The following is a 6,049-nucleotide window of genomic DNA, read 5'->3' on the forward strand; positions in this document are numbered from 1 at the left end:
CGCCGTGCTCGCCGCAAAACGCCTTCAGCACCGCGGCTGAGTTCACATAAACCGCCGGCATCACGGTTTCTTCTACCGGCACAATGCGTCCCAGAGTTTCCCAGCATTGATCTACCTGTTCGATCGCCGCCATGTCAGCCATGGAACAACCAGCGGCCATGTCCGGCAGAATGACTGTCTGGTTCGACCGGCTCAGGATATCGGCCGTCTCCGCCATGAAGTGCACACCGCAGAATACGATATATGGACGTTCCGACCGTTCGGCAGCCAGTTTCGAAAGCAAGAGCGAATCTCCTCGGAAATCCGCGTGTTCTATGACTTCGTCCCGTTGATAATTGTGTCCGAGTATCATGACACGCTCGCCCAAGGCCTTCTTCGCCTCAACCGTCCGTCGGAAGAGTTCGTCCGCCGACAACTGCTGATATTCTGTGATGGACTTGGGAAGCGTCGATTGCATACTCAACATAACCTCGTGAAAATCCTGTAGACGGTCATTCTACGATAGGCCCCTGGCACAATCAATGAAACCGGTGCCGAGAAGAAGTCCTAGCCCCCTATGGTCTACACAGATTGAACTCAGCTAGGCCTAATAACCCGTTGACTTCGTGCCAGGTGGCGATTACGATTTCACGCATAGCTAGGGGGGCCATAAGGCTGAGAGTCTGAGAAATCGGACGACCCTCAGAACCTGACCTGGGTAATACCAGCGTAGGGAAGCGGAATAAGCGCAGATCGAACGCTCTTGGCCGCACCCTACTCCGGGTCGCGGCTTTTTTATTGCTGGCAACGAGACAATGACATTCAGGAGAAAGGATCTCCTTATGACAAGCGACACTTCAACCATCCAGGCCAATGGGGAAAAGGAAACAACGTCGGCGGCACTGACGACGGAGCCCTTTCCCGCGTCAAAGAAAGTGTATGTCGCGGGAGCGCACCCCGGCGTTAAGGTACCGATGAGAGAGATCAGCCTCTCGCCGACCAAACCGATGAATGGTGGGCCACCGACCCCGAACGAGCCGATCACCGTCTACGACACATCAGGTCCCTACACAGACCCCTCGGTAAGCGTCGATGTACGCAAAGGCCTGGCCGCTCTTCGGCGCGACTGGATTCTCTCGCGTGGCGACGTGGAGCAGCTCCCCGATGTCACCTCCCATTATGGCCGTATGCGCGCGATCGATCCGAACCTTACCGACCTGCGCTTTCAACATATCCGTAAGCCGTTGCGCGCGAAGGCCGGTCACAACGTCACCCAGATTCACTATGCCCGCAAGGGCATTGTTACCCCGGAAATGGAATTTATTGCGATCCGGGAGAACCAATCCCGCGAAGTCGCACGTGAACTAGCCTTCCGCAACGGCCACGGAGGCGGCGTGGCACAGCATCCTGGTCAATCATGGGGTGCTAATATCCCCAACACCATCACGCCCGAATTCGTGCGAGACGAAGTTGCAAGGGGCCGCGCAATCATTCCGGCAAACATCAATCACCCGGAAAGCGAACCGATGATCATCGGACGCAACTTCCTGGTGAAAATCAATTCGAACATCGGCAACTCCGCCGTCGCATCTTCGATTGAAGAAGAAGTCGAGAAGATGATCTGGTCGATCCGATGGGGCGCTGACACGGTCATGGATCTTTCAACCGGGAAAAACATCCACGAAACCAGGGAATGGATCATCCGCAATTCGCCCGTGCCCATCGGAACCGTTCCGATCTATCAGGCGCTTGAAAAGGTCGGGGGCAAGGCCGAAGACCTCACCTGGGAGATTTTCCGCGACACCTTGATCGAACAGGCCGAGCAAGGCGTCGATTACTTTACGATCCATGCCGGCGTGCGGCTGGCATACGTCCCAATGACAGCGAAGAGGATGACCGGTATCGTCTCACGCGGCGGATCCATTCATGCCAAGTGGTGCCTCGCGCACCACGAAGAGAACTTTGCCTATGCCCATTTCGAAGAGATCTGCGAGATCATGAAAGCCTACGACGTCTCCTTCAGCCTGGGCGATGGTTTGCGCCCCGGCTCAATCGCCGACGCAAACGACGAAGGCCAATTCGCCGAACTGGAGACACTGGGCGAGTTGACGAAGATTGCCTGGAAGCACGACGTGCAAGTCATGATCGAAGGCCCCGGGCACGTGCCGATGCACATGATCCAGGTCAACATGGAGAAACAACTCAAAGAATGTCACGAAGCGCCGTTCTATACCCTCGGCCCTCTCACGACCGATATAGCGCCGGGCTATGACCACATCACCTCCGGAATCGGCGCCGCGATGATCGGGTGGTACGGCTGTGCCATGCTCTGTTATGTCACGCCGAAGGAGCATCTTGGATTGCCCGACCGCGAAGATGTCAAGGCCGGCGTCATTACCTACAAGATTGCCGCTCATGCGGCGGACTTGGCCAAGGGCCATCCCGGCGCACAGATTCGCGACAACGCCCTCTCAAAAGCCCGTTTCGAGTTCCGCTGGGAAGACCAGTTCCATCTCTCACTCGATCCGGACACCGCCAAGCAATTCCACGACGAGACGCTCCCCGACAACGCAGCAAAGGTCTCGCATTTCTGTTCCATGTGCGGCCCGCATTTCTGCTCGATGAAGATCACGCAGGACGTGCGCGACTATGCCGCGAGCAAGCAGGTAAACGACCAACAGGCGATTCAAATCGGCATGAAAGAAAAAGCGGAAGAATTCAAGAAGACCGGAGCTGAGATCTACCGGTAGGAGCATTGTATGGCTAAGCCAAAACCAGCACCGTTACGTGAGCGTGACATCACCAGACAAATCGCGCGCGAGTGGCACAAAGAATTCGATCAACTGATCGAGAGCGACGTGATCATCGTGGGTGCCGGGCCATCCGGATTGATCTGCGCGCACGACTTGGCCGACATGGGTTTCCGCACCGTCATCGTCGAACAGAGCCTCGCGCTCGGCGGCGGCTTTTGGCACGGCGGCTACCTCATGAACAAGGCTACGATCTGCGCCCCGGCTCACAAGATCCTCGACGAAGTCGGTGTCCCGTGCAAGAAGGTTAAGGACTGCGAGGGCATGTACATCGTCGATCCTCCCCATGCGACCGGCGCCCTCATCGCGGCTGCTTATGGAGCCGGCGCCAGAGTCCTGAACCTCACGCGCGTCGTCGATTTGATCCTCCGGCGAGACGGGATACTCGAAGGCGTCGTCGTCAACAATACAACGGCAGAAATGGCCGGACACGACATCATCCACGTTGATCCGATTGCATTGGAAAGCAAGATCGTCGTCGATGCCACAGGACACGATGCTGTCGTGGTTAACTTGTTACATAAACGGAACCTCTACACAGAAGTCCCCGGAAACGGTGCGATGTGGGTTTCCCGTTCCGAAGAAGATGTGATGGATCACACAGGGGAAGTTTATCCGAATTGCTTCGTCGTCGGCCTGGCTGTCGCGGCCGTGCACGGGACTCCACGCATGGGCCCGGCTTTCGGCTCAATGTTGTTGTCCGGCCGGTACGGTGCGGAACTGATTAAAAAGAAACTGAAACAGGAATAGCGGGGTGGTCTCTTTGCTCGCGCAACGCGCGGCCTCAGAAGGCCCTCGTTGGACGCGCGCAGTTGAGACCATCGCCCGCCATCCTGCCAATGGGACGAAGTGAGGGAAATGGACGTACAAGATTTCTTAATTCAAGGCGAAGGTCGCGAGGAAGACAAGCGCGAAGCATGGACCTTGTTCCAGCAAGCCTATGAACAGCAGATGAAGGGCGAGTTGGAGGAAGCTGTTTCGCTTTATAAACAGTCGTTGGCCGCACATCCGACAGCCGAGGCCCATACCTTTCTGGGCTGGACCTACAGCTTTATGGGACGGTTGAACGACGCGATCGAGGAATGCCATCGGGCGATCGAGCGCGACCCTGACTTCGGGAATCCTTATAACGACATTGGGGCCTACTTGATCGAAAAAGGCGAACTGGATGAGGCGATCCCCTGGTTCAAGCGGGCCATGGAGGCCAGGCGGTACGAAAGTCCGGCGTTCCCTCATTTGAATCTGGGCAGGGTCTATGAAAAGAAGGGAAACTGGACAGACGCAATCAGCTCCTACAAACAGGCCCTGACGCTCAACCCTGAATACACATTGGCCAAAAAGTCCCTCGGCCGGCTCATCAGCATGTTGAACTGAGCCTGGCTTTGAATGTTGAGTTGTCAGTATTGAGGCAGCTCGCGGACAACTAAAAACGCAAAACTAAGAATTAAAAACTTTCTTTCTATGTTCCAATCGGATACGAAGACTATATTGGTCGCCGTGACAGACATTTTCTTCTATACGAAAGTGCGCGACGCGCTCTTGCCGAAAGGCTACAAACTCGAACGGGCCAGGACACAGGAAGACATCACCAACAAAACAAGGGACCTTTCGCCTTCAGCCATCATCTTTAATATGAATGACGAAACTCTCAACGCATTTCATGCCCTGGAGACGATCAAGGCTGATCCGCAATTGAAGACGATCCCTACCCTCGCCTTCGCGAATCACGAGGAGGTTGACACGTGGAACCGGGCCAAGGCCCTGGGGGTGACCAAGATCGTCTCCCGAAACGAGTTCTCAGCCCGCACGAAAGACCTCGTCGAGGAAGTAATGCTCGATGCACAATGATGAATGTCCAATTGAACCGAGGATCAGGTTGTATCCCCAAGTCCTATCCGGCGAACCAACATTGAGCACTATGCATTGAGAATTTCATGATGAAACAGTCACGGTTACACGAACATCACAAGAGGCAGGGAGCCTCCTTCGAAGAAGTTACCGGATGGAACGTACCCCTACACTACGGTGATGTCGAGGCGGAACATCGAGCCGTGCGACAATCAGTCGGTCTTGCCGATCTCTCGCACCGAGGAAAGGCTCGTGTGACAGGGGAAGACCGAGTGAAATGGCTCCAGAGTGTGATCAGCAACGACATTCTCCCCTTGCAACGGGGACAAGGCTGCTACTCCAGCTTCCTCACACACAAGGGAAAGATGCTGACGTACTTCCGGGTCTACATGCAGGCCGATGCGGTGATGCTGGAAGACGTGGGGGAGATCGGCGATGCAACTTATTCAGCCCTCAGGAAGTTTCTCCTCTATGGGACGAAAGCCAAAATGGAGAACTGCGTGGAGAGTTGGGGGCTGCTCCTCATCAGCGGCCCCAAGGCCAATCTCGTTGTTAAAGCAGCCTTTGGAACAGATGTCGAAGACCTCAAGCCGGTTAATTTTATCGAAGCAACGATCGGCGGTCAGAATGCGCTCGTCATTCGCACGGAAGAAACCGGGGAGCAGGATATTGAAATCCTGATCCCGGCCGATGGGCTTGTACCCGCCTGGGAACGAGTGATAGAGGCCGGGAAGCCTCATGGGATCAAGCCATTCGGCAGCGAGGCCCGTGAAGCCCTGCGCGTGGAAGCCGGTATTCCCAAAGCCGGGCCCGATTTGAACGAAGAAATCGTTCCGCCGGAAGCGAATCTCGAAGCCAAGGCTTTCAGCTTAAGCAAAGGGTGCTATCCAGGGCAGGAAGTCGTGGCCCGGATGGATACCTATGGCAGCGTCCGGCGGAAAATGGTGGGGCTAGTCATGAAGGATCAGTCAATTCCGCCTCACGGCGCCAAACTCTTCAGCGGCGAGCGCGAAGTGGGCTGGGTCAGCAGCGCCACATTCTCCCCACAGCTCAATGCACCGATCGCTTTTGCATTCCCGCTGCGTGACTTTACCGCGCCCGACACAGAATTGACCGTTGACGTTGACGGAATGCGCCTGCCCGTAACCGTGAAAGCGCTTCCCTTCTACAATCGTTCCTAGCAGAGCCTACTTCTCGGGATTTCTCGCCGCAGATACCGCCTTCGCAAACGCCAGCAGGCTGGTGCGTTCGTCATCTTCCAGCGCCAGCAGGAGATGCGCTTCTTCGCCGTGCATCAGGCGCAGGCTGAGGAACGGTTCTTCCCGACGCTTCTCCTTGTTGTCCCACATCGCATCGATCACCTGGACTTTATCGAGCTGCCCTACCGAGACGATGTCGTACCGGAAATAGGA

6 protein-coding genes, 1 pseudogene and 1 riboswitch are annotated in these 6,049 nt (G+C 55.9%); of the genes and pseudogenes, 5 read left to right on the forward strand and 2 right to left on the reverse strand.

The genetic code is table 11. From position 1 onward, the window contains the following. Positions 1-352, reverse strand: a 352-nt coding sequence (gene nadA, locus ACWVCN_RS07035; RefSeq protein ID WP_455244856.1) for a quinolinate synthase NadA, incomplete at its 3' end; no start/stop codon positions are given. Between the two features lie 277 nt (positions 353-629). Continuing rightward, positions 630-732, forward strand: a riboswitch (TPP riboswitch). Between the two features lie 89 nt (positions 733-821). On the opposite strand from nadA, the pseudogene thiC reads away from it, so the two are divergent. The 5 genes and pseudogenes from thiC to ygfZ form a co-directional block, all read left to right on the forward strand. Next, positions 822-2,624 (forward strand): annotated as a pseudogene (gene thiC, locus ACWVCN_RS07040) (phosphomethylpyrimidine synthase ThiC); the annotation flags it as partial. Positions 2,625-2,738: 114 nt separating this feature from the next. Further along, positions 2,739-3,539, forward strand: coding sequence for a sulfide-dependent adenosine diphosphate thiazole synthase (locus ACWVCN_RS07045; RefSeq protein ID WP_455244851.1), 801 nt, complete (start codon positions 2,739-2,741; stop codon positions 3,537-3,539). 108 nt (positions 3,540-3,647) lie between these two features. Beyond that, positions 3,648-4,163 (forward strand): tetratricopeptide repeat protein, encoded by a 516-nt coding sequence (locus tag ACWVCN_RS07050; RefSeq protein WP_455244852.1) that lies wholly within the window; start codon positions 3,648-3,650, stop codon positions 4,161-4,163. A gap of 87 nt (positions 4,164-4,250) precedes the next feature. Then, positions 4,251-4,637 carry a hypothetical protein gene (locus ACWVCN_RS07055; RefSeq protein ID WP_455244853.1) on the forward strand — a complete coding sequence of 129 codons (387 nt, stop codon included), beginning with the start codon at positions 4,251-4,253 and terminating at the stop codon, positions 4,635-4,637. Between the two features lie 86 nt (positions 4,638-4,723). Further along, positions 4,724-5,818 carry a CAF17-like 4Fe-4S cluster assembly/insertion protein YgfZ gene (ygfZ, locus tag ACWVCN_RS07060; RefSeq protein WP_455244854.1) on the forward strand — a complete coding sequence of 365 codons (1,095 nt, stop codon included), beginning with the start codon at positions 4,724-4,726 and terminating at the stop codon, positions 5,816-5,818. A gap of 6 nt (positions 5,819-5,824) precedes the next feature. Here ygfZ and ACWVCN_RS07065 read toward each other — a convergent pair. Continuing rightward, positions 5,825-6,049: hypothetical protein (locus ACWVCN_RS07065; protein WP_455244855.1), on the reverse strand; the 225-nt coding region annotated here is incomplete at its 5' end.

The sequence above is a fragment of the Petrachloros mirabilis genome (genome assembly GCF_975968855.1).